The organism is Pseudomonas sp. PA-5-4B (assembly GCF_021606215.1).
Lineage (GTDB): Bacteria > Pseudomonadota > Gammaproteobacteria > Pseudomonadales > Pseudomonadaceae > Aquipseudomonas > Aquipseudomonas edaphica.
The window spans coordinates 96,051-115,708 of the sequence record NZ_WKDB01000006.1 but is presented as its reverse complement, the minus strand read 5'-3'; the positions used below and the strand labels follow the sequence as shown (position 1 = coordinate 115,708).

Below are 19,658 nucleotides of genomic sequence, written 5' to 3'. Positions count from 1 at the left end.
CAGCCCCGGCCCCATCGCTGATAACACCGCCGCGATGTGCGGCATTGGAGAGTCAAATGCCACGACAAGAAATACTGTTAGGTGTGCTTCCGACCGGAGTCGGCGGCGACACACCACGCACGGCCAACGTAAAAATCAACGCAATGACGGCGGAGCTTTATGCGCGCGATGCGGCATTGGGCACAGCGGCTAACCGCAACACGACGGTAGACGGCGACGTCAGGCCGGTTAATCAGCAGGTACTGAAGTTTGGTGATTGGGGGCTGACGGGGCACCCGGTGGACATGGCCTCTACCGCCAGCTTCAACGACTGCACGCGAACGGGCAATTACATTTTTGGTAACAGCGGCCTGGATGGACCGGGCGCCAGCATCGAAGGCATGACTTACTGTTATGTCATCGTTGTAGGCTCTGCCGATGCGAGCTTTTGTGCCCAGGAAGCCGTGGCGCTCAATGGCGAAAAGCGTGCCACGCGCTTCCTGTGGGGCGGTGTTTGGAGCCCGTGGCGGCAAGTTCTGCAAGCGGGTGACTTCGGGCTCGGTGGCAATGTGGTGCTGTATGCCAAGAACATTGATGACCGAACCCAGCGCGGCCTTTATTACGTCAATAACACAGCCCCGGGTACTCGGCCTCCGGGTTACACCTATGGGGTTCTGGAAACATTTGGGTATGCCGGCGACTCAGTCCATCAAATCTGGACCGTCATCATCGGCGGCACGGCGGCGGTCAGCAAACCTACCTGGACCCGCTGTGTCTATGGCGACGGCAACTGGTCACCTTGGCGCTTGGTGTATGACCAGTCCACTGCGGTGGGCATTGTCGGGTTCAGCGCTGCGGCGGGAGGGCGCGTGCCTGCAGGTGCGTTGATGGAGTCGGGAGAAATAACCGATGGCAACGGCAGTGTGCATCAATGGCACAAGTTCGCCACGGGCTTGATGCTGTATTCCGTGCAATACAACGCCGGCACGACGGCGGGTGTGCCCATCACTATCGCGATGTATTCGGCTTTTGTGGGCAATGCCAGTTGCATGCCCAATCAGATTCCCAGTCAAGCCTGGACAACGTTGAGAGGGTACGCGGCGGGCTCCAGTTGTGTGGTTTATCCGGACCAGACACTGCCGCAGTCATTCATGGTGAGCATGATAGGGATGTGGGGATAATGAAAATTCATTTTATGCCGCAACAGCGTTTGGACGGTGTGAAGTACCAGCGTGTCGGGCCGTACCAGATTGAAGTGAATGGGGAGCTGTTTGATTTTTCCCGCTTGCAGGAGGGCGATGAACTGATTGCACCTGTAGCGGTGAAAAGCACCTGGTTTGCGCACCGTGTCAGCGTCGAAGGCGAACACCTGTGCCTAGCGTTATTGGTGCCGGTGGCATCGGGGTTCAACTTCAGCGGCGTGCGGCCTGTTGATGTGACCATTGAGCACAATGGCGTTATTGAAGTGCCTCAGTTCAAGGAGGTGGTACATGACAACTGAGAATATTGATTGGTCGCAGCTGACGACAGCGCGCGACAGGGCAAATAGGCTGCTGGAACCGCTCAAAGAAGCTGAAATACGTTGGCAAACAGCGGAGATGGCGTTTATTGCCGATCAACTGATCGCGCTGGAAGACCAGGACCCGAATGCCCAGCCAGGCACCGAGCGGCAATGGCGCGACTACCGCACTCAGGTGCGCAGATGGGGTGAGGGTGCTGAGGGGTATCCTGCTGTCGAGTCTCGACCCCATCGTCCCGTCTGAGCAATGCCGTTAACACGTGAACCCCGCCTTTGAGCGGTTTTTTTTTGCCCTGAATATGGAGAGTCCAAATGGCTCGCTTGGAAATCAACACGGGTATAGCACCCACCGGCCTGGGCGGTGACACCCCGCGCAGTGCCAGCATCAAGATCAATACGATGACGCAGGAGATTTACCAAGGACTTGACGCCACAAACAAAGGTGGCTGGGGTAGGGCGGATGCCATTCGGCTGCCTGACGGTACCAACATGAACAACTTGCCGTACATCAACGGCATCTACACGCTAACCGGAACGAGTAACGTCAACACTCCGGAAGGGGTGCAGAACGGCCACATCATTGTGCAGTGCGCCGATATCTTTGTTCGCCAAACCTTCCGGCAGATGGCGTCTAACGTAACTTGGGAGCGAGCCGGGCAGATGGGTGCCTCTTGGTCTGCATGGGCAAGGGGAGCGCAAGTCGGCTCCGATTTGGGGAACGGAATTGCCGGACCAAACAGGTTCGACGGGAATGTTGACACCATGGCCGGGATTGCCCCGATGGGCCTTTCTGTATACCAGCTTACCGACAAAACAACTGGTGTTCTGCCTCCTGGGTTTGTAGGGGCGGATGCATTTAATGCTTCTCTGCTTGAGGTGACGAAGTGGGATAGCAACTGGATGATGCAGAAACTTTTGGGCGGCACGGGCGGAACAGGCGGTTCCCTTGGTGGATACTTCATTAGAACTATTACTGCCGGGTCATTTACCAATTGGCAGTTAATAATGAATAATGGCAACGCCCAAAATAGGGTCGATGCACAAAATGGCAGGACTGGACTTCTGGATGATCAAGTTATTGGTAATTGGCGCGTTAGTCGTTTTGCAAATGGATTTATGAGCGTGTCTTCATCGTCCGGCGATCCTGTTGCTCCTGATAAAAAACTTGCTATTGGCGAGTCGCAGAACATTGACTTCACACTTCCTATCGCATTCCCCGATTGGGGCAAGACAAGTGTTCGTGTTAGCTATGTACCGCAAGCGAGCGTAGACCATTACGGAATCGTCGTGGCTAACATGCTGAGCCCCACGGTTGGCTATGCAACCATCAGGAACGGCAACACCACCGCACAAACATTCTCATCTGGGCGAGTCACTGTAACCGGGTATTGGAAGTAATGAAAATCACACTATACCAAGTGCTTTCTGACGAAAAGATCGAGGCGTCCGTGAAGGATGATGTGATCACTATCAATGGCGAGGCTATCGACCTGTCGGTAATCCCTGACGGCTATAGGCTTCCAGGTGGCGCCGTGGACAATGAATGGTTTGTCCCCGGAACTTACGTAGAGAGAGTTAACGGCCACTTTGAACTGTCTCTGAGGTTTCCTGTTAAATGGGATAGCCCGGGCATAGTGCGAGCGCCAGAGACACCAATCACCCTCGACGTGAAGAGCGGAGAGGTTCGTTTTCCCGACGTGGAGCCGGTCAAAAAATGATCAATCTCGATAAGCTGGAGCAGAAAAGGACGACCGATGACATAAGGCGTGACGAGGCATATGCCGACTCAGTGGCTTATCTCCAGTCGACCGATTGGCAAGTGATTGCCAAGTACGAGCGCAATCGGCCTATCCCTGCCGATGTCCATGCAAAGCGCGAGGCCGCTCTCGACATTGTAACTGCCGAGACTATCCCCAAAACCTGATTGCAATCTGCCCACCTATGCCCGCCCTGAGCGGGTTTTTTTTGCCTGGAGAACGCAATGCCGGTCACAGAACCCCGGGGTGTGCGTAATCGCAATCCCGGAAATATCGACTACAACCCAGCCAATCGATGGCAAGGCCAGCTCAAACCTGATCCTGCCATCGAGAAGCGATTTGCCCGATTCAACACACCCGAGAACGGTATCCGCGCCATGGGGAAACTATTGCTGGCCTACCAGCAAAAGCATGGGCTCAAAACAGTGAAAGCGATCATCGGCCGGTGGGCACCTGATGATGAAAATGAGACGGCGGCATACGTTCATGCGGTGGAGGTCAGCAGCGGAACCCCGCCCGGTGCAGAGATCGACTTGACAAGCCCATCGGTGATGCGCGGGATCGTCAAGGCAATCATCCACCATGAGAATGGAGGGTATTCCTATACCGATGCAGTATTGGCCGAAGGTGTGCGCAGGGCTTTGCTTTGATGCGGCTGCAGAAGTTGATCAGCCTGCTACTAATGGTACTGGGCACGGCAGGCGTTGCAGCGATTGCCTGGCAACTCCAAGCATGGCGCTACGGATTGCGAATCACACAGCAACTCCAAATGGCGCTGCACCACCAGCGACTCGAACAAACCAAGCGCCTGACCCTGGAGCAAAAACTCAGTGCCAGCGACCAATAACACGCCCATGAGTTAAGCGATGCCAAACGTGATCAAGCTCGCCTGCGGGACCGTCTTGCCACTGCTGATATACGGTTGTCAGTCATCCTCGACACGATCGCCCCGTCCAATGACTGCTCAATGCCTGCCCCTCCCTCCTCCGGCAGCATGGTTCATGCAACAGCGCGAGCCGGACTTGACCCGGCGCATGCTCAACGAATTATCGGCATCACCGACGACGGCGATGATGCTTTGATCGCCCTGCGTGCCTGCCAGGCGTATGTGCGGGCTGTCGCACGGTAGCCGCGTGATGCACTCTGCAACTTGCATGGCCGATAGGCTCCTGTAGGGTAGGCAAACCCCCGCCCATTCCTGGAGACGACCGTGAAGGAAATCACTCAACTGGCCGCTGAACTGGGTCGCCGTTTGCAGGTGCTCAATGCCCACGTCACCACTGCCGAGTCGTGCACCGGTGGCGGTATCGCCGAAGCCATCACGCGTATTCCGGGCAGTTCGGCGTGGTTTGAGGCCGGTTATGTCACTTACTCCAACCGGCAGAAGACCCGCCAGCTAGGCGTGCCGGAGGCGTTGTTCCCCAAGGTCGGCGCGGTCAGCCAGGAGGTGGTGGAGGCGATGGTGCGCGGCGCGCAGGAAAAAAGCCTGTCGCGCTTTGCCGTGGCGGTCAGCGGTGTCGCGGGGCCGGATGGCGGTTCGCCGGACAAACCGGTGGGCACCGTATGGCTGGCGTTCGGTGTGGGCGATGAGGTAACGGCCGAGCTGGCGCACTTCCCCGGCAACCGCGACGAGGTCCGCCGACAAACGGTAAAAGCCGCGCTTGAGGGCTTGTTGCGACGAGCTGCAGCAGAAATCGAAAATCAGGGGTAGGCGATCCCGGATCTTTGTGGAACAATACTGTCTACTTATACAGGTGTTGGCCGTCAGGCCTTATTGATTACGTGAGGACTTTAATGGACGACAACAAGAAGAAAGCCTTGGCTGCGGCCCTGGGTCAGATCGAACGTCAATTCGGCAAGGGTGCCGTAATGCGTATGGGCGATCACGACCGTCAGGCGATCCCGGCTATTTCCACTGGCTCTCTGGGTCTGGACATCGCACTCGGCATTGGCGGCCTGCCAAAAGGCCGTATCGTTGAAATCTACGGTCCTGAATCTTCCGGTAAAACCACCCTGACCCTGTCGGTGATTGCTCAGGCGCAAAAAATGGGCGCCACCTGTGCGTTCGTCGACGCCGAGCACGCCCTGGACCCGGAATATGCCGGCAAGCTGGGCGTCAACGTTGACGACCTGCTGGTTTCCCAGCCGGATACCGGTGAGCAAGCCCTGGAAATCACCGACATGCTGGTGCGCTCCAACGCCATCGACGTGATCGTGGTCGACTCCGTGGCTGCCCTGGTGCCGAAAGCTGAAATCGAAGGCGAGATGGGTGACATGCACGTGGGCCTGCAAGCCCGCCTGATGTCCCAGGCGCTGCGTAAAATCACCGGTAACATCAAGAACGCCAACTGCCTGGTGATCTTCATCAACCAGATCCGTATGAAGATCGGCGTAATGTTCGGCAGCCCGGAAACCACCACCGGTGGTAACGCGCTGAAGTTCTACGCTTCGGTCCGTCTGGACATCCGCCGTACCGGCGCGGTGAAGGAAGGTGACGAGGTTGTTGGTAGCGAAACCCGCGTTAAAGTCGTGAAGAACAAGGTGGCTCCGCCATTCCGTCAGGCTGAGTTCCAGATCCTCTACGGCAAGGGTATCTACCTGAACGGCGAGATGATCGACCTGGGCGTACTGCACGGTTTCGTCGAGAAGTCCGGTGCCTGGTATGCCTACAACGGCAGCAAGATCGGTCAGGGCAAGGCCAACTCGGCCAAGTTCCTGGCGGACAACCCGGATATCGCCGCCACGCTTGAGAAGCAGATTCGCGACAAACTGCTGACCCCAGCACCAGACGTGAAAGCTGCTGCCAACCGCGAGCCGGTTGAAGAAGTAGAAGAAGTCGACACTGACATCTGAAGCAAACGATGACTGTTGTACTGGATACACTCGTCGCCGTTCGGCGCACTGCGATGGACCTGCTCGCTCGCCGCGAGCATGGTCGAGTCGAGCTGACGCGTAAACTGCGTCAGCGCGGTGCAGAGCCCGAGATGATCGAAACAGCCCTGGACCGTTTGACGGAAGAGGGGCTGCTTTCCGAAGCCCGTTACCTTGAAAGCTTTGTCTCCTACCGCGCGCGCTCCGGCTACGGCCCAGCGCGAATTCGTGAAGAACTGAGCCAACGTGGCCTGCAACGTGCCGATATCGACCTCGCCCTGCGTGAGTGCGGTATTAGTTGGCAGTCGCAGTTGGAAGATACCTGGCGGCGCAAGTTTGCTGGCCATCTGCCGATTGATGCCCGTGAGCGTGCAAAGCAAGGTCGCTTCCTGAGTTATCGCGGGTTTTCGATGGACATGATCAGCCGGTTACTCAGCGGTCGGGACATGGAAGATTGAGTCTTCAGGTTGGTTAAATCCAAATGTGGGAGCAGGCCAGCCAGCTTCCACATTGGATTGTGTTGGCTGCTGGGATGCCAAATCCCGGTAAAACAAAAGGCCCACTACGACAGTAGTGGGCCTTTTTTTTTGCCTTAAAAATCACGCCGGCTCTGGCGCCGCCCGCTGCTGTGTCTTCCCCTGAGCCTGGACCCAGTTCTCCGGCAAGTTGATGTAATCCACCAACTCCCGCAACCGGCCCTGATCACGACCGTTGAAGTTGAACACCAGCCGCGTCAAATGGCTGAACCTTGGTTCATCATGTTCCTCGCCTGTGTAAGCAAGCTGCTGGAACTCTCCACTTAGCCGCAAGCTGGCAAACTCGCTCTGCAAGTGGGTCAGTGCACGATCACTGAGCGGATGATTCATGCGCACCACAAACTCACGCTTCAACCAACGCGTGGAGTGGAAGTTGGCATAGAACTGGTTGATCTCCGCCACCGCCTCTTCAGCGCTGTAGACCAGGCGGATCAGCTTGAGGTCGGTGGGCAGGATATAGCGATTGGCTTCCAACTGACTGCGAATGAAGTCCAGTGCGCCTTGCCAGAAACCACCGCCTGGGGCATCCAGCAGCACCACCGGCACCAGCGGGCTCTTGCCGGTCTGGATCAGGGTCAGCACTTCCAGCGCTTCATCCAGCGTGCCAAAACCGCCCGGGCACAGCACCAACGCGTCGGCTTCCTTGACGAAGAACAGCTTGCGGGTAAAGAAGAAGTGGAAAGACAGCAGGTTCTCGGTGCCATCAATGGTCGGGTTGGCGTGCTGTTCAAACGGCAGGTTGATGTTGAACCCCAGGCTGTGTTCCAGACCTGCGCCCTCGTGGGCAGCGGCCATGATGCCGCCGCCACCGCCGGTGATCACCATCAGGTCGGATTGCGCCAGCAGCGTGCCGACTTCCCTGGCCAAGGCGTACAGCGGGCTTTCGACCGGCGTGCGCGCCGAGCCAAACACCGTGACCTTGCGGCGGCCCTTGAACTGTTCCAGCACGCGGAAGGCGTTATCCAGCTCGCGGATCGCCTGCAGCGTGATTTTTGCATTCCAACGGTTGCGGTCATCCTTGGCCATACGCAGCACGGTGAGGATCATATCGCGATAAAGGGGGATGTTCGGGCTGTTGGGAGCGACCAGCTGGAGTTGTGCGTCGACCTGCTGGGTGAGGTCAGCGCCGTTTGCTTCAAAATGACGGAGCAGGCGGTCATTCGGTTCGTAAGGCATTCAACTTCTCCTTCTTCACAGAACCTGGGCCATCGGCGAGAGATTCGTCCGCGGCCACGACACTGCGTGTGTCGCTGCACGCCTTAAGCGTTGCACGGTGTTCGCCAGGCGGCAAAACGGGCTCTGTATGTTCCTTGTGATTTGGAAACCTTTGCACTGCAAGTCGCAGGAGGGCAACCCTCTTTTGCCCTGAAAATGTTACAGAACGGCGTGAAAAACGCAGTAGATGGGCTGCCGGGATGGCTTGATCATGAGCCGAAAAACCCTTGGCTGGCAACCGCTTATTGGTCACTCATCAAGCAGTTTAGTTGGCGGCTGGCCAATAAGGCGAGGGAGGTGCGCGCCACCGGACAGCAGCGCGCGATGATCGAGCAACAGTTACTTTTTCTTCTTCGCCGCAGCGGGTGCCGGGCAATCGGCTTCCACGAACTTGACCGACGCTACCGGGCGGTTGGTCTTGTTCTCGGTGATCTCATAACGCATCACGGCGCCCTTGGCCATCAGCTCGCGATAGCCTTTGTTCAGGCATACGCTTTGACCCAGCTGGAAATACACAGCTTTGGGGTTTGCGCGCATCTGTTCGGCACGGTCAGGTAGCACACTGAGGTGATCAATCAGTTGCATGCCTTCAACGGTGTAGGCCACTTCCAGGGTCTTTGCATCGATTTCCCGGGGCAGGTCCTTATTGCTCTCGGCCGCGACGCTCTGCAGTTTCCTGTTCATTTGGGCCTCCAGCAGCGACGCCGCGTGGGCGCCCATGGGCAGAACCAGCGCAAGGGCGACGGATGGGGCAACAAGGCGCAGCATGGAACGCAGCATGAAACTCTCCTGATTCGGTTACTGGTGCATAGACCAGCCACTGCGCTGTGCGTTCAGTGGCGCGCAATTATAGGGGACCGCTTGCCACTACAGCCAGGCGTATCGCTGGTAAACTGCGGCCACTTAAGCCTGATTCGAGTTTTGCCTGTGTCGATTGACCTCTGCTCGCGGTGCGCCCGATGAGCCACGCCGTCTCCCGCTTGCGTACCCAGCGCCTGGCGCGCGCCGTCCGGCCGTTTCTAAACCGTGGTTCGCGCGCCGAACGTTGCCCCGGTTGCCGGGTGATTCCCGAGTACTGCCTGTGCGCCTGGCGCCCAACAGTGCAGGCCCGCTCGGCCATGTGCCTGTTGATGCATGACGTGGAACCGATGAAACCCAGCAATACCGGCTGGCTGATCGCCGATGTGATCGATGACACCACCGCGTTCGCCTGGTCGCGCACAGAAGTGGACCCTGAGTTGCTGACCCTGTTAGCCGACCCGCAATGGCAATCGTATATCGTGTTTCCGGGCGAATTCGTTGCGCCTGAGCGAGTGTGCAGTGAGGTGAGGGTGCAAGACGGCAAGCGCCCGTTATTCATCCTGCTGGACGGCACCTGGAGCGAGGCGCGCAAGATGTTCCGCAAAAGCCCTTACCTTGCGCACTTGCCGGTGTTGAGCCTGGCGCCCGAACAGCTGTCACGCTACAAGCTGCGCCGGTCCAAGCGCGATGATCATTTCTGTACCGCCGAGGTTGCGGCGCTGTGCCTGGAGCTGGCCGACGACCCAGCGGCCAGCGAAGTGCTGGACGCCTACCTCGATGTGTTCAGCGCGCATTACCTGGCCGCTAAATTTCAATTGCCGCTGGACCCGGCGGACAGCGTGCACATGCGGCTCGCGCCCCATATCCCTACGGTATAACCAGACGACGTTTGCATGATGGCACCGTAAACCCGCAACCGGCTAAAATGCCCACGGGCGTAGTGCTTGACCCCCCAGGCTGCGCTGGGCATGCTGGGCGCCGATTGGGGCGTAACCGTGACTTTTCAGTGTCGTTTCAGGTGTTTTTGATGCTGAGTGTGCCCTGTGGCGATGGCTGCCTGGCCATTGCCTTGTGTACTGGCGAACCCTGAACCCATCAGGGCTCCCATAAAAAACAGGATCATTTAATCAATGGCCACATACGAAATCCTGATAGCCGATGACCATCCGCTGTTTCGCAGTGCGCTGCATCAGGCCGTTACCTTGGGCCTTGGCCCTGACGTGAGCCTGGTCGAAGTGGCCAGCATTGCCGAACTGGAAGCCCGCCTCAACGAAAAATCCGACTGGGACCTGGTGCTGCTCGACCTGAACATGCCGGGTGCCTATGGCTTCTCGGGATTGGTGCTCTTACGCGGGCAATACCCGCAGATCCCGGTAGTAATGGTTTCAGCCCAGGAAGAAGCCGACGTGGTGGTGCGCTCCAAGGAGTTTGGTGCCAGCGGTTTCATTCCCAAGTCCAGCTCTATGGAAGCGATCCAGAAAGCCGTGCGCACCGTGCTGGATGGCGACGTGTCATGGCCGCCGCAAGCGTTTGAAGAAATCAACGTGTCCGACGAAGCCAAAGCCGCCCGTGATGGCCTTGCCAGCCTGACGCCCCAGCAATTTCGGGTGCTGACCATGGTTTGCGAAGGCTTGTTGAACAAGCAGATTGCGTATGAGTTGAGTGTGTCGGAAGCGACCATCAAGGCCCACGTGACGGCGATCTTTCGCAAGCTCGGCGTGCGTACCCGCACTCAGGCGGCGCTGCTCTTGCAACAACTTGAGTCAATTTCGCAGCATTAAGCTGTACCCGATTCACGCTTTTTTGACTTTGCGTGATCTAGTTTCCCCACTTCTTTGGTTCAGTTGCCTACATCTATGTCGCCTTTCAAGGGTCAAACCGGTATCAAACGTATCTTCAACGCAGGGGGCTATTCCCTGGATGGCCTGCGCGCAGCTTTCACCGGCGAGGCGGCATTCCGTCAGTTGGTGTTGCTGAACGTGATCCTGATCCCGCTGAGCTTCTTCCTGCACGTCAGTCGGGTCGAGCGCGCCTTGCTCATCGCGGTCTGCCTGCTGGCCTTGATCGTTGAGTTGCTCAACTCGGCAGTGGAAGCGGCTATCGACCGGATTTCCCTCGACCGCCACCCGCTGTCGAAAAACGCCAAGGACATGGGCAGCGCCGCGCAATTCGTAGCGCTGACCATGATTACCCTGGTGTGGGCCGTGATCCTGATCTAAGCCTCAGGCAATGTTGGGCAGCACGATCTCGTCGCTGCGCTGAACCCCGGCGGTGAAGGCGCGGCACAGTTCCAGGAACTCGCGCATCGCCGAGGTCTGGTACTTCTGTTTATGCCAGATGAAGTAAAACTGCCGGGCCAGGTCCAGGTCCGGGGTTTCCACCGGCACCAAACTGCCACGGCGGAACGCATCGCGCAGGGCCAGCCGGGAAATACAGCCAATCCCCAACCCTGACTCCACTGCACGCTTGATCGCCTCGGTGTGTTCAAGCTCGAGGCGGATATTCAGCGCGCTACGGTGATGGCGCATGGCCTGGTCAAAGGTCAAGCGCGTGCCCGAGCCCTGTTCGCGCAGGATCCACGCTTCATGGGTCAGCTCTTCCATCGTCGCCACACCGCGCTTGGCCAAGTGATGCTGCGGCGCACAGAACACCACCAACTCATCCTCGACCCAGGTTTGTACCTCGATGTCCGGGTGGCTGCAGTCGCCTTCGATTAGACCCAGGTCAATTTCGTAATGCGCCACTTGGTGCACGATATTGGCAGTATTCTGCACATGCAGTTTCACCTGGCTCTCGGGGTGCTGCTGCATGAAGCTGCCAATCAGCAGGGTCGCCAGGTAATTGCCGATGGTCAGGGTGGCGCCGACCGCCAGGGAACCAAAGCCGGACTTGCCGTTGAGCAAGTCTTCGATCTCCTTGGCCTGGTCCAGCAGCGCAACGGCCTGCGGTAATAACTGATGGCCGAGAGCATTGAGGCTCAAGCGCTTGCCTGCGCGGTCGAATAATTGGCAGCTGGATTGACGCTCCAGCTCGGTGATTGAGGTGCTGGCGGCGGATTGAGATAAGGCCAGAAGGCCAGCAGCGCGTGAGACGCTTTCCTGCTGGGCGACGGCGACGAAGACTTGCAGTTGACGTAGAGTAAATCGCATATCGATATAACCGATAACCCTTATCTTAATAATCCAGTTAACAGATATTGTCGCCGCCATTAGAATGCTGTGCAATTGCGCATCTCATCTTTGGCGCAGACCCATTTCCAGGAGTTCCCCGTACATGAGCAACATGAACCACGAACGTGTCCTCAGTGTTCATCACTGGAACGACACGCTGTTCAGCTTCAAGTGCACCCGCGATCCGGGCTTGCGCTTTGAGAATGGTCAGTTCGTGATGATCGGCCTGCAACAGCCCAACGGCCGCCCACTCATGCGCGCGTACTCCATTGCCAGCCCAAACTGGGAAGAGCATCTGGAGTTCTTCAGCATCAAGGTGCCCGATGGTCCGCTGACTTCGCAATTGCAGCACTTGAAGGAAGGCGACGAGATCATCATCAGCAAAAAACCGACAGGCACCCTGGTGCTTGACGATTTGAAGCCGGGCAAACACCTGTACCTGCTCAGCACCGGTACCGGCCTGGCGCCGTTCATGAGCGTGATCCAGGACCCGGAAACCTACGAGCGCTTCGAAAAAGTGATCCTGTGCCACGGCGTGCGTTACGTCAATGAAGTCGCCTACCGCGAATTCATCACCGAGCACCTGCCGCAGAACGAATTCTTCGGCGAGGCGCTGCGTGACAAGTTGATCTACTACCCAACGGTGACCCGCGAGCCGTTCGAAAACGAAGGCCGCCTGACCGACCTGATGCGCAGCGGCAAGCTGTTCAGCGACATCGGCCTGCCGCCGATCAACCCCGAGGACGACCGCGCCATGCTGTGCGGCAGCCCGAGCATGTTGGACGAGACCAGCGAAGTGCTGAACAGCTTCGGCCTGAAAGTTTCGCCACGTATGCGTGAGCCGGGTGATTACCTGATCGAGCGCGCGTTCGTCGAGAAGTAAACACTGCTCAAAAAAATGTGGGAGCTGGCTTGTGTGGGAGCTGGCTTGCCTGCGATGCAGACACCTCGGTCGTTCAGTTGAACTGAGGTGATGCTATCGCAGGCAAGCCAGCTCCCACATGAGCGGCTCCCACAGTTGTTTCGGCGTTTACTTGGCCGGTACCACTTCCAGCACACAGATGACACCCGCCTCTGGATAGTGCCAACGCACATCCACATCCCAGAACTGCGCGCCGTACTCACGCTCAGGCCCTGGCGTCTGATACGCCGGCCGTGGGTCCTGGGCCAGACACTGCTCGATCAATGCCACCAGCGGCTCATCAAGGCGCTGCGCATGGCCTTGTGCCTGGTGCAGTGCCGTCTTCAGCCACTGCACGGGAATCAGCTGCGGCGCACTGCTGGCAATATCATTGGTGGCGGTGTCAATGATGTCCGCGTACGGCACGTACGGCTTGATATCCAGCACCGGCGTGCCGTCGAGCAAATCGATCCCGGAAACCCACAAGCGGCCCGGCTCGACCTTATCCAGCTTCACCACCGATTGGCCAATGCCATTGGGGCGATGAGTCGCGCGGGTGGCGAACACGCCCATGGAGGTATTGCCGCCCAGGCGTGGCGGCCGCACCTTGAGGCGCGGCTTGTCTTCCAGGGCCTGGTGGAACAGAAACAGCAGCCACACATGGCTGACCTGCTCCAGGCCCTGTACCGCCTCGCCCTGATCGAACGGCGCCACCAGCTCCAGCACGCCGCGTGCGGCCGGGGCCAGCTGCGGCTGGCGCGGGATGGCGAACTTCTCCTTGAAGCAGGAGCGCACGAAGCCGACGGGCGAGACCGAGTAGCTCATGGCTTACGCACGAACCCGCAGGGTCAGGCCCTTAAGGAAATTGCGCAGCAACTGGTCGCCACAGGTGCGGTAGTTGGTGTGGCCGAACTTGCGGAACAGTGCGCTCAACTCAGGCTTGGACACCGGGAACTCAGCAGCCTTGAGGATGGCGTGCATGTCGTCTTCCTTCAGTTCGAAGGCCACGCGCAGCTTCTTGAGGATGATGTTGTTGGTCACCGGGGTTTCGATCGGCTGCGGCGGACGGCTTTCGTCCTTGCCACGCTTGAAGATCACCAGGCCATCAAGGAAGTGCGCCATGACGTCGTCCGGGCAGAACACAAAACCTTCCTCCTCATCTTTCTTGAGGTAGGTCAGCAGGTCTTCCTTGGTGACGTCCATGCCGCCGAGCTTGATGATCTCGACCATCTTGTTGTCGCTGATGTCGAGCATGTAGCGCACGCTGCGCAATACGTCGTTGTGAATCATGGTGGGCAATCCTGGTATTCAACTGAGGGCACCGCGCAGAGTTGCCGGTGCCGGGAAAAGGGGAGCGGCTTAGAATTTCTCTTTGCCGGACAGGTAGCGCCATTGGCCGACCGGCACCTTGCCGATGGACACGCCGCCAATACGGATGCGGCGGATGGCGATGACTTTCAGGCCGACCGCTTCACAGAACAGGGCAATTACACCCGGCTGCGGGTTTTTCAGCGCAAACCGCAGGCGGTTTTCGTTCTGCCAGCTGGCTTTGACGGCCGGCAGCTCTTTGCCTTTGTAGGTCAAACCGTGGTTCAGGCGGTTGAGGCCATGGGCAACCATGTCACCCTCGACCTCAACCACGTATTCCTGCTCGATCTTGGCGGCATCGGCGGTCAACTTGCGCAAAATCTTCCAGTCCTGGGTGAACACCAGCAGGCCGCTGGCCTTGGCCTGCAGATCGGCGCTGGCGGTCAGGCGCAGGAAGTGGCCCTTGAGCGGGCGCTTGCTGAAACGGTGCTCTTCGGACAGCGTCTCGGCGCTGATCGAGGCCATTGCTGTTTCCACATCCACGCCCACCGGGGCGTGCAGCAGAATGGTCACCGGTTCCGGCACAGTGGCTTTAGCCTCTGGGTCCAGCTCGACCTTCTGGGTGGTGACCTTGAATTGCGGCTCATCGATCACTTCACCGTCCACCGAGACCCAGCCGCCTTCGATAAACAGCTCAGCCTCCCGACGGGAGCAACCGACCAGTTCGATAAGGCGTTTGGAAAGGCGTATGGGGTCAGTCATGACAAGGGCCGTAGCAAAAGGGGGCGGCTATTGTACCTGTGTGGGCGCGGTTAATCCCGGACCCATTTCAGCGTAGTGGCTTTTTGTGGGCGCTGGCCTGTGTGGGAGTCGGGCTTGCCCGCGATGCAGACACCTCGGTCGTGCATTTGGAATCGAGGTGATGCCATCGCAGGCAAGCCAGCTCCCACACAAGCCCGCTCCCACATTGGCGCTGTGTTGTGTCAGCCACTGCGCCGTTGCTGTTGGCGCAAGCGCATATGCAGCAACGGATACGGCTGGCCCAAGCCATCATGTTCCGCCCGTCCGACAACCTCGAAGCCCTGCTTGAAGTAAAACCCCAGGGCCTGCGGGTTTTGCTCGTTGACGTCCAGCGCATCGGCATTCAGATGCTCGATCGCATAACTCAGCAATTGCTGGCCCAAGCCCTGGCCACGGTGTTGCGGGTCGATAAACAGCATCTCGACCTTGCCCGCCGCCACCCCGGCAAACCCGGTGATGCGCTGGCGCGCGTCCTTGGTGCAGATCAGCATCACCGCGTCCAGGTAGCGCGTCAGCACCAGCTCCTTGAGCAGTACGATGTAGCTGTCCGGCAAAAAGTCATGGGTCGCTCGCACGGAGTCTTCCCAGATCTGCGCCAATTGCTGGTAGTCGCTGGTTTTAGGTGTGTGGATAACCGAATGCTGACGCATGCCCGCTGCCCCTTGCCGATGATCGGCGCTGATGGGCAAACGATAGACCCAAAAAAGCCCCGCATCTTGTTCAGATACGAGGCTTTTTCAATTTTTTAACGCCGATCGTTCCCACGCTCTGCGTGGGAATGCCTCGCCGGACGCTTTGCGTGCGCAGAGCTAGTCGCGCTTTTCAGCCCACAGGTCGTACTCGTCGGCATCCGTCACGGTGCACCAGACCTTGTCGCCCGGCTTCAAGCCGCTGGCATCGTCGATAAACACGTTACCGTCGATTTCCGGCGCATCGAAGAAGCAACGGCCCACTGCGCCTTGCTCGTCGACTTCGTCGATCAGTACTTCGATTTCCTTGCCGATGCGCAGTTGCAGGCGTGCGGAGCTGATGGCCTGCTGATGCGCCATGAAGCGCTCCCAGCGGTCCTGCTTGACGTCGTCCGGCACGATGGCCGCATCCAGCAGGTTGGCCGGGGCACCTTCGACCGGCGAGTACTGGAAGCAACCGACGCGATCCAGCTGCGCTTCGGTCAGCCAGTCCAGCAGGTACTGGAAGTCTTCTTCGGTTTCGCCAGGGAAGCCGACGATGAAGGTCGAACGGATGATCAGCTCCGGGCAGATCTCGCGCCAGTTCTTGATGCGCGCCAGGGTCTTGTCTTCGAAGGCCGGGCGTTTCATGGCCTTGAGGATTTTCGGGCTGGCGTGCTGGAACGGAATGTCCAGGTACGGCAGGATCTTGCCGGCGGCCATCAACGGGATCAGCTCGTCCACGTGCGGGTACGGGTAAACGTAGTGCAGGCGCACCCACACGCCCAGGCTGCTCAAGGCTTCGCACAGTTCGGTCATGCGGGTTTTCACCGGCGCGCCGTTCCAGAAGCCGGTGCGGTATTTCACGTCGACGCCGTAGGCGCTGGTGTCCTGGGAGATCACCAACAGCTCTTTCACGCCGGATTTGACCAGGCGCTGGGCTTCGTCCAATACATCACCCACCGGGCGGCTGACCAGCTTGCCGCGCATCGACGGGATGATGCAGAAGCTGCAGCTGTGGTTGCAGCCTTCGGAAATCTTCAGGTACGCGTAGTGGCGCGGCGTCAGCTTGATGCCTTGCGGCGGCACCAGGTCGATCAGCGGGTTGTGGTCCTGACGCGGCGGCACCACGTCGTGCACGGCGTTGACCACCTGCTCGTACTGCTGCGGGCCGGTTACCGCCAGCACGCTTGGGTGCACGTTGCGGATATTGCCTTCTTCCACGCCCATGCAGCCGGTGACGATGACCTTGCCGTTTTCCTTGATGGCTTCGCCGATCACTTCCAGCGATTCAGCCTTGGCCGAGTCGATGAAGCCGCAGGTGTTGACCACCACCACGTCGGCGTCCTGATAAGTGGACACGACGTCATAGCCTTCCATACGCAGTTGCGTGAGGATGCGCTCGGAGTCAACGAGAGCCTTCGGGCAACCCAGGGATACAAAGCCGACCTTTGGGTTGGCTTTTGCGATGGTGGTGGACATGTCTAACCTCGGTATTGAATGACGCCGCCAGTCGGGCACGACATGGCGGTAGACGGGCGCTTGGTGCGCCTCTGATCAAAAAGTGCGCAATTCTATCGGCGGGCAGCGCGATTGACCAGCTTTATGCAGGGAAATGCGACGAGTGCGGCATGGTTGTCAGCCGCCCGCAGTGGGTGTTTTGCCAAGATCTGACTGCAATCCTGGCCCACTCGCTACCGCTGAACCTGTGCCACGTCGGCTTGTGCGCGGACTCGGCTAAGGGTATTTCTGTGCACGTAATTTAACGCCGGCTTTTCAATCAACAGCCACGACAGTGTGGCAAGCATAACGACCACTACAAGGGTCGCCAGCATTGAAGCGTAAAAACCCAGGTCGGTGGTGTTAATCATGAGCTGTTGCACAGGGAATGCATAAAGATACATCCCATAGGAAATATCAAATCGAGATTTAATAATTCGATCTTTGTAAAGCGCCCCTACTGACAAGACCAAAAGACTGACGCCGATGCTCGCAAGCACCATAACAAATGGGGTATTTAGCGAGACCAGAATAAGTGCCGCCGACAGTACGCCAGTCATTATCTTTGCTTTCGAGCTGCTGAACACATGCCGATAAAAATGTAACGAAGCACCTACAAAGAAAGCAATTCCGACGGTGGAGTACACTAAAAGCTTCGGCGCCAGTGGGTGTGTCGACTGGGTGCAAAGATAGGTCGTTATACAAAAAGCCATCGTCATAATCAACGGTACGGCCGCTTTACGTAAAACCATCAGCGCCAATGCGAGCGCGATATAGAAGCCGAATTCAATTTTTAGCGTCCACAAGCTACCGTTAAACGAGTCCTTGAATATAAAGCCGCAGGTAATGTCACCTATGTCTGCGCGACCAAAAGCCGACACCTTCAAAAAGTCGGTTAATGCTTCCAGGCTGAACGCAAAATTAAAGCCGCCTTTATGGCTGAACGCCGTGCCGAAGATGTAAACCATGACAAAGGCACATGCGATTAAAGCAGGGAAAATTCGCGCTATTCGTTTCGCCATGTAATGTGAAAAACGAGGTGTGTTTAAAAAGCTTTGAGTAATCAGGAAACCGGAAATGGCAAAGAAGGCCAGTACTGCAATCGCGCCTAACGAGGTATAGCCTTGCAAAATAGGTTCTTGCAGACCCGCGAGGGCGTAATGGTGACTGACCAATACCGCCAGTGCCGCGAGGTGCCTTATTGCATCAAATGAGTTGTCGCGATTAATCACGCAGTGCTCCGCATGTCATATAGTTTCCGTTAAAAATTTTGTGCATGACGGTCCTCAGCACGGTGGGTTTTTACGTTTTAATGCTGCAAATGCAGGGCGAAAAGAGGCTATCCGAACAGTGGCGGTTTTCAAAGTCTTTAATGGCCTGAGGCTCGAAGTCGTCGAGCGCGCTTACCTGATGGAGCGCCCGCGCGATCCTGGCTGCCACTGCGTAGCTTGCAAACGATTAGTGCTGCTCTCACTATGCGCGCGCTCAATAGCACTTACGTCAAGGACCTAATCCCGTGCACAAAATTTCCGCATTGCAGGCGGCCAGGGGTCTGGCTGCGCTCGCAGTCATTGCCTTTCACTCACTTTTTATCAATGCAAAGTACGTTGCTGGCGCTACCTGGCTACCGGACATGTTCGTGTTTGGGCAAACCGGTGTGGATTTGTTCTTTGTTATCAGCGGCTTCGTCATGGTGCTGGCGTCGGCCAATACGTTCGGTGCGCGGGGTGAAGTGCTCGGTTTCCTTAAAGGCCGCTTCTTACGCATCTATCCGGTGTATTGGGTGTATTTTTTCGCGGTGATGCTGGTGTTCCTGCTCAAGCCCGGTATGGTCAACAGCTCCCAGGCGGGCGAAGTCAGTCTGCTGAGTTCGTTCCTGTTGTTGCCGGACGCTAATCTGCCACTGGTCATGGTTGCCTGGTCGTTGATCCACGAAGTCTGGTTTTACCTGGTGTTCGCGCTCATTTTGCTGCTGCCACGACGGTGGATGCCGTTGGTATTCGTTGCATGGCTTTGCGCCATCTTTGCTGCCTCGGTGCTGTATACGAGCCCGGCCAATCCCTATCTACGGGTAATCAAGCACGAATTTTCCATTGAGTTCATCTTCGGCGCGCTGGCCGGCCTGCTGTATTTAAAGGTGGTCGGTGGGGCATTCCAGTGGCGCTTGTCTGGCGCTCTGGTCGGCCTGGTTGGTGTGGGCCTGCTGGCTTATGCGCTGGTATCGGGAACCGTCGATGGGTCGGATGTCATCCAGTCCATCTCTCTGCAACGCGCACTGATCGTGGGCGGTGGCTACACCTTATTGTTACTGGCCTTGGCGCTCCAGGAGTTCAAGTCTCAATGGCGGGTGCCCGGCGTTCTCACGTCATTGGGTGACATGTCCTACTCACTGTATCTGTCGCATATCCTTACGCTGAGCGTGTGCGGTCGACTCTGGGTGGCCTTTGGCAGTGCTGAAGGTGGGCTTATGGCCTCTGTGGTGTTCTGGGCGATATCCCTGCCGGTGGTGATTGCTGCTGGGTACATGAGCTACAGGTTTGTAGAGCGTCCTTTGACTCGGCGTCTTTCTCGACGCCGAGCAGGGCGCGTGAGTGCTCAGTCAGTCGTCAACTAATCATCAACCTTTGCGCTA

Annotated in this window: 24 protein-coding genes and 1 pseudogene; 16 read left to right on the top strand and 9 right to left on the bottom strand. The window is 57.8% G+C overall.

The features are described from left to right. Positions 1-56 precede the first annotated feature (56 nt). From GIW28_RS05270 to recX, 11 genes and pseudogenes are all read left to right on the top strand, one after another. The gene (locus tag GIW28_RS05270) at positions 57-1,160 is read left to right on the top strand and encodes a pyocin knob domain-containing protein (RefSeq protein WP_236447350.1); all 1,104 of its coding nucleotides are present in this window, start codon (positions 57-59) and stop codon (positions 1,158-1,160) included. Continuing rightward, positions 1,160-1,480, top strand: a complete 321-nt coding sequence (locus tag GIW28_RS05265) for a hypothetical protein (protein ID WP_236447349.1) — start codon at positions 1,160-1,162, stop codon at positions 1,478-1,480. Before GIW28_RS05270 ends, GIW28_RS05265 begins: the two co-directional genes overlap by 1 nt. After that, positions 1,470-1,742, top strand: coding sequence for a hypothetical protein (locus GIW28_RS05260; RefSeq protein ID WP_236447348.1), 273 nt, complete (start codon positions 1,470-1,472; stop codon positions 1,740-1,742). The genes GIW28_RS05265 and GIW28_RS05260 overlap by 11 nt, the downstream gene beginning before the upstream one ends. A 68-nt stretch (positions 1,743-1,810) precedes the next feature. Then, positions 1,811-2,896, top strand: coding sequence for a pyocin knob domain-containing protein (locus tag GIW28_RS05255; RefSeq protein ID WP_236447347.1), 1,086 nt, complete (start codon positions 1,811-1,813; stop codon positions 2,894-2,896). After that, positions 2,896-3,216 carry a hypothetical protein gene (locus tag GIW28_RS05250; protein ID WP_236447346.1) on the top strand — a complete coding sequence of 107 codons (321 nt, stop codon included), beginning with the start codon at positions 2,896-2,898 and terminating at the stop codon, positions 3,214-3,216. The genes GIW28_RS05255 and GIW28_RS05250 overlap by 1 nt, the downstream gene beginning before the upstream one ends. Further along, positions 3,213-3,422, top strand: a complete 210-nt coding sequence (locus GIW28_RS05245) for a hypothetical protein (protein ID WP_236447345.1) — start codon at positions 3,213-3,215, stop codon at positions 3,420-3,422. Before GIW28_RS05250 ends, GIW28_RS05245 begins: the two co-directional genes overlap by 4 nt. A gap of 57 nt (positions 3,423-3,479) precedes the next feature. Continuing rightward, complete coding sequence (locus GIW28_RS05240) at positions 3,480-3,905, top strand: structural protein (protein WP_236447344.1); 426 nt, start codon at positions 3,480-3,482, stop codon at positions 3,903-3,905. Further along, positions 3,905-4,384 (top strand): annotated as a pseudogene (locus GIW28_RS05235) (lysis system i-spanin subunit Rz). Before GIW28_RS05240 ends, GIW28_RS05235 begins: the two are co-directional and overlap by 1 nt. An 81-nt stretch (positions 4,385-4,465) precedes the next feature. Further along, positions 4,466-4,966: a CinA family protein gene (locus GIW28_RS05230; RefSeq protein WP_099548533.1), complete on the top strand. Its 501-nt coding sequence runs from the start codon at positions 4,466-4,468 to the stop codon at positions 4,964-4,966. An 83-nt stretch (positions 4,967-5,049) separates the two neighbouring features. Beyond that, positions 5,050-6,108 carry a recombinase RecA gene (recA, locus tag GIW28_RS05225; RefSeq protein WP_017137075.1) on the top strand — a complete coding sequence of 353 codons (1,059 nt, stop codon included), beginning with the start codon at positions 5,050-5,052 and terminating at the stop codon, positions 6,106-6,108. 8 nt (positions 6,109-6,116) lie between these two features. Continuing rightward, positions 6,117-6,584: a recombination regulator RecX gene (gene recX / locus GIW28_RS05220; RefSeq protein WP_017137076.1), complete on the top strand. Its 468-nt coding sequence runs from the start codon at positions 6,117-6,119 to the stop codon at positions 6,582-6,584. A gap of 141 nt (positions 6,585-6,725) precedes the next feature. On the opposite strand, the gene GIW28_RS05215 is transcribed toward recX, so the two are convergent. Further along, a complete protein-coding gene (locus GIW28_RS05215) occupies positions 6,726-7,838 on the bottom strand; it encodes a TIGR00730 family Rossman fold protein (protein ID WP_017137077.1) in 1,113 nt (370 codons plus the stop codon). A 378-nt stretch (positions 7,839-8,216) separates the two neighbouring features. Beyond that, complete coding sequence (locus GIW28_RS05210) at positions 8,217-8,657, bottom strand: PA3611 family quorum-sensing-regulated virulence factor (protein WP_017137078.1); 441 nt, start codon at positions 8,655-8,657, stop codon at positions 8,217-8,219. A gap of 179 nt (positions 8,658-8,836) precedes the next feature. On the opposite strand from GIW28_RS05210, the gene GIW28_RS05205 reads away from it, so the two are divergent. The 3 genes from GIW28_RS05205 to GIW28_RS05195 all read left to right on the top strand — a co-directional run bounded on the left by GIW28_RS05205 (position 8,837) and on the right by GIW28_RS05195 (position 10,897). After that, a complete protein-coding gene (locus GIW28_RS05205; protein WP_236447343.1) occupies positions 8,837-9,556 on the top strand; it encodes a tRNA-uridine aminocarboxypropyltransferase in 720 nt (239 codons plus the stop codon). A 252-nt stretch (positions 9,557-9,808) separates the two neighbouring features. Continuing rightward, complete coding sequence (erdR, locus tag GIW28_RS05200) at positions 9,809-10,459, top strand: response regulator transcription factor ErdR (RefSeq protein WP_017137080.1); 651 nt, start codon at positions 9,809-9,811, stop codon at positions 10,457-10,459. Between the two features lie 75 nt (positions 10,460-10,534). Continuing rightward, entirely contained in the window at positions 10,535-10,897 is a 363-nt protein-coding gene (locus tag GIW28_RS05195) for a diacylglycerol kinase (RefSeq protein WP_017137081.1), read from the top strand. Between the two features lie 3 nt (positions 10,898-10,900). On the opposite strand, the gene GIW28_RS05190 is transcribed toward GIW28_RS05195, so the two are convergent. Continuing rightward, complete coding sequence (locus GIW28_RS05190; protein WP_026013711.1) at positions 10,901-11,827, bottom strand: LysR family transcriptional regulator; 927 nt, start codon at positions 11,825-11,827, stop codon at positions 10,901-10,903. Between the two features lie 124 nt (positions 11,828-11,951). Here GIW28_RS05190 and fpr point away from each other — a divergent pair, with 124 nt between their 5' ends. Then, positions 11,952-12,731: a ferredoxin-NADP reductase gene (gene fpr / locus GIW28_RS05185; RefSeq protein WP_003189055.1), complete on the top strand. Its 780-nt coding sequence runs from the start codon at positions 11,952-11,954 to the stop codon at positions 12,729-12,731. A 147-nt stretch (positions 12,732-12,878) separates the two neighbouring features. On the opposite strand, the gene tsaA is transcribed toward fpr, so the two are convergent. The 6 genes from tsaA to GIW28_RS05155 form a co-directional block, all read right to left on the bottom strand. Then, on the bottom strand, positions 12,879-13,574 hold the full coding sequence (gene tsaA / locus GIW28_RS05180) for a tRNA (N6-threonylcarbamoyladenosine(37)-N6)-methyltransferase TrmO (protein WP_099548535.1): 696 nt from the start codon (positions 13,572-13,574) through the stop codon (positions 12,879-12,881). 3 nt (positions 13,575-13,577) lie between these two features. Beyond that, a complete protein-coding gene (locus tag GIW28_RS05175; protein WP_003189058.1) occupies positions 13,578-14,039 on the bottom strand; it encodes a DUF1456 family protein in 462 nt (153 codons plus the stop codon). A gap of 69 nt (positions 14,040-14,108) precedes the next feature. Beyond that, positions 14,109-14,819 (bottom strand): rRNA pseudouridine synthase, encoded by a 711-nt coding sequence (locus tag GIW28_RS05170; protein WP_058421638.1) that lies wholly within the window; start codon positions 14,817-14,819, stop codon positions 14,109-14,111. A gap of 221 nt (positions 14,820-15,040) precedes the next feature. Continuing rightward, complete coding sequence (locus GIW28_RS05165) at positions 15,041-15,508, bottom strand: GNAT family N-acetyltransferase (RefSeq protein ID WP_017137085.1); 468 nt, start codon at positions 15,506-15,508, stop codon at positions 15,041-15,043. Positions 15,509-15,667: 159 nt separating this feature from the next. Then, the gene (gene rimO, locus GIW28_RS05160) at positions 15,668-17,008 is read right to left on the bottom strand and encodes a 30S ribosomal protein S12 methylthiotransferase RimO (RefSeq protein WP_017137087.1); all 1,341 of its coding nucleotides are present in this window, start codon (positions 17,006-17,008) and stop codon (positions 15,668-15,670) included. A gap of 212 nt (positions 17,009-17,220) precedes the next feature. Then, on the bottom strand, positions 17,221-18,258 hold the full coding sequence (locus GIW28_RS05155; RefSeq protein WP_236447663.1) for an acyltransferase family protein: 1,038 nt from the start codon (positions 18,256-18,258) through the stop codon (positions 17,221-17,223). Positions 18,259-18,542: 284 nt separating this feature from the next. Between GIW28_RS05155 and GIW28_RS05150 the strand changes: the two genes are divergently transcribed. Beyond that, positions 18,543-19,640 carry an acyltransferase family protein gene (locus tag GIW28_RS05150; RefSeq protein ID WP_236447664.1) on the top strand — a complete coding sequence of 366 codons (1,098 nt, stop codon included), beginning with the start codon at positions 18,543-18,545 and terminating at the stop codon, positions 19,638-19,640. Positions 19,641-19,658: the final 18 nt, after the last annotated feature.